This window comes from Lysinibacillus xylanilyticus, from assembly GCF_001183605.1.
Taxonomy (GTDB): Bacteria; Bacillota; Bacilli; order Bacillales_A; family Planococcaceae; genus Lysinibacillus; species Lysinibacillus xylanilyticus.
The window spans coordinates 1-2813 of the sequence record NZ_LFXJ01000006.1; the positions used below are offsets into that span (position 1 = coordinate 1).

General features: G+C 44.4%; 1 protein-coding gene and 12 tRNA genes. All 13 read left to right on the forward strand.

What is annotated here, in order from left to right:
• The first annotated feature begins 86 nt into the window (after nucleotides 1-86).
• Nucleotides 87-162: transfer RNA gene (locus ACZ11_RS14005), tRNA-His, on the forward strand.
• Between the two features lie 9 nt (nucleotides 163-171).
• Nucleotides 172-246 (forward strand) — tRNA-Gln (locus tag ACZ11_RS14010).
• A 15-nt stretch (nucleotides 247-261) separates the two neighbouring features.
• Nucleotides 262-334: transfer RNA gene (locus tag ACZ11_RS14015), tRNA-Lys, on the forward strand.
• A gap of 15 nt (nucleotides 335-349) precedes the next feature.
• Nucleotides 350-426, forward strand: a tRNA-Arg gene (locus tag ACZ11_RS14020).
• Between the two features lie 16 nt (nucleotides 427-442).
• Nucleotides 443-519: transfer RNA gene (locus ACZ11_RS14025), tRNA-Pro, on the forward strand.
• Between the two features lie 15 nt (nucleotides 520-534).
• Nucleotides 535-610, forward strand: a tRNA-Ala gene (locus ACZ11_RS14030).
• Nucleotides 611-624: 14 nt separating this feature from the next.
• Nucleotides 625-717, forward strand: a tRNA-Ser gene (locus ACZ11_RS14035).
• Nucleotides 718-724: 7 nt separating this feature from the next.
• Nucleotides 725-800: transfer RNA gene (locus ACZ11_RS14040), tRNA-Phe, on the forward strand.
• Nucleotides 801-803: 3 nt separating this feature from the next.
• Nucleotides 804-877, forward strand: a tRNA-Gly gene (locus tag ACZ11_RS14045).
• 9 nt (nucleotides 878-886) lie between these two features.
• Nucleotides 887-963: transfer RNA gene (locus tag ACZ11_RS14050), tRNA-Ile, on the forward strand.
• A gap of 4 nt (nucleotides 964-967) precedes the next feature.
• A tRNA-Asn gene (locus ACZ11_RS14055) sits at nucleotides 968-1044 on the forward strand.
• A 1-nt stretch (nucleotide 1045) separates the two neighbouring features.
• A tRNA-Glu gene (locus tag ACZ11_RS14060) sits at nucleotides 1046-1117 on the forward strand.
• A gap of 502 nt (nucleotides 1118-1619) precedes the next feature.
• The gene (locus tag ACZ11_RS14065; RefSeq protein ID WP_049667200.1) at nucleotides 1620-2666 is read left to right on the forward strand and encodes a nitric oxide synthase oxygenase; all 1047 of its coding nucleotides are present in this window, start codon (nucleotides 1620-1622) and stop codon (nucleotides 2664-2666) included.
• Nucleotides 2667-2813: the final 147 nt, after the last annotated feature.

Here is a 2813-nt window from a genome sequence, read left to right on the forward strand (position 1 = left end):
AAACCTTTGATGTGGGTTCGATTCCTACTGCCCCTGCCAGGTTTCGAGGTACTCGTTATCAAACACTGCTATGATTACATATAGTGGCGATTGTGGCGAAGTGGTTAACGCACCGGATTGTGGTTCCGGCATTCGTGGGTTCGATTCCCATCAGTCGCCCCATTTAATTATTGGGGTATAGCCAAGCGGTAAGGCAACGGATTTTGATTCCGTCATGCCTAGGTTCGAATCCTAGTACCCCAGCCATTCATTTCTTAGTTTGAGCCATTAGCTCAGTTGGTAGAGCATCTGACTTTTAATCAGAGGGTCGAAGGTTCGAGTCCTTCATGGCTCATCAGTTTTTATAAATGCGCCCGTAGCTCAATTGGATAGAGCGTCTGACTACGGATCAGAAGGTTATGGGTTCGACTCCTGTCGGGCGCGCCAAAAAAACCTATAATATCGGAATGTAGCTCAGCTTGGTAGAGCACTTGGTTTGGGACCAAGGGGTCGTAGGTTCGAATCCTGTCATTCCGACCATCTTTCCTAATTATTGGGGCCTTAGCTCAGCTGGGAGAGCGCCTGCCTTGCACGCAGGAGGTCAGCGGTTCGATCCCGCTAGGCTCCACCATTTATATAATTTCCGGAGGTATACCCAAGTCTGGCTGAAGGGATCGGTCTTGAAAACCGACAGGCGGGTAACACCGCGCGGGGGTTCGAATCCCTCTACCTCCTCCATTTTTCCGGGTCAGTAGCTCAGTTGGTAGAGCATTAGATTGAAGCTCTAAGTGTCGGCGGTTCGATTCCGTCCTGACCCACCATCTGCGGGTGTAGTTTAATGGTAAAACCTCAGCCTTCCAAGCTGATGTCGTGAGTTCGATTCTCATCACCCGCTCCAAAAAATAATGGGCCTATAGCTCAGCTGGTTAGAGCGCACGCCTGATAAGCGTGAGGTCGATGGTTCGAGTCCATTTAGGCCCACCATTATTCCGAAGTAGCTCAGTTGGTAGTAGCACCTGACTGTTAATCAGGTTGTCGCAGGTTCGAGTCCTGCCTTCGGAGCCACGGCCCGTTGGTCAAGTGGTTAAGACACCGCCCTTTCACGGCGGTAACACGGGTTCGAATCCCGTACGGGTCATCAAGCATGTTGCACATTAGTGCGACATGCTTTTTTTATGCCAACTATACTGACAAACAAAGCTCACTATGCGTTAAGGAAATTTTATTTCTAATGCACAAGTAATAGCGTCTTCTCCTAAATACTGCGAAGGGAGTGCAATGTGGCCTAAAGCGTCTCATGTATTTCCTACTTCGGCATAAGAAAACGTTATAATAGCAAGTCTATACTCAATAGTTTTTTCCTCCGTAATTTCTCCTAATATTTATAATGTCTACTCAAGATGGGAACCCTAATTATTAAATAACTTTAGTGCAGGCCTAAGCATAAAGCCGAATCTGGACGCATTGTTTATTTGCGCGACAGCGGCAATTATGCCGAGGCATAATTGATAAAATGAAGAGGTGGTATGAAATATTGAACAAAGTATTTCATATATAAAATATGTATGTTTTCTGGCAGGTTTTTTCGTGGTGATTATAGTTCCATTCCTCTAATATGAGGGTAGATGGAGGAATTCGATATGAATTTACAGGAAGTACAGCGTTTTTTAGAACTTTATCAAGTAGAACAAAATGAGTCGAAAACATGGCTAGAAAATAAATTACAGCAAATTAAAACTGCAGGCGAATATATACCGACAACGGAAGAATTAATCTTTGGTGCACGAGTGGCCTGGCGTAATAGTAATAAGTGTATTGGTCGATTGTTTTGGCAATCGCTGCATGTTGTAGATGCCCGCGATATTTCCAATGAAGAGGGTATCTTCAACGCTTTGCTTGAACATATTAAGTATGCAACAAATGGTGGAAAAATTCGTCCAACAATAACGGTTTTTGCACCAGGGCGTGTTCGTATATGGAATCATCAGCTAATCCGTTATGCTGGCTATGAAACTGAATCTGGAATCATTGGTGATTTGCATTCTGTTGAGTTTACAAAATTATGTGAGTCACTTGGCTGGCAAGGAGAGGGAACGGCATTTGATGTGCTTCCACTTGTTGTACAAATGGATGGAAGGGAGCCGCAATTGTTTACGATTCCTGACGAGTATGTACTACAGGTACCGATTCGTCATCCAGAATCATCTCAAGTAGAGAAGCTAGGATTAAAATGGTATGCAGTGCCGATTATATCGAGCATGCGTTTCCAAATGGCAGGTATTGATTTTGAGGCTGCCCCATTCAATGGTTGGTATATGGGTACAGAAATCGGGGCACGTAATTTAGCAGATCATGAGCGTTATAATATGCTGCCCGCTATAGCAGAAATTTTCAATCTCGATACAACTAAACAGGCTTCTTTATGGCGTGATCGCGCATTAGTCGAGCTGAATATTGCCGTACTACATTCCTTTAAAGAAGACGGTGTGAGCATTGTAGATCATCATACAGCTGCACAGCAATTTAAATTGTTTGAGGAAACTGAAGCAGCGACGGATCGTAAGGTTACAGGCAATTGGACGTGGTTGATTCCACCTCTTTCACCAGCTACGACTCATATTTTCCATAAGCCCTATGTTAATGTTTACAATACACCGAATTATTTTTATCAGAAACCACCTTATTAGAGAAAAAGGCAGCCCACTTTAACTTCTTTCAGCGGGTGTTTAAAACAGCCGCTGAAAGAAGTTAAAGCCTCCGGCGGATGTCACGGAATCGGGAAGGAGTGCTTTGTGCATGCACAAAGCCGATTCCGGACGCAATTATGCCGAGGC

What these genes read in the sequence shown, in the direction of transcription:
- ACZ11_RS14065 (WP_049667200.1), top strand. Translation starts at nt 1,620, where the DNA reads ATGAATTTACAGGAAGTACAGCGTTTTTTAGAACTTTATCAAGTAGAA.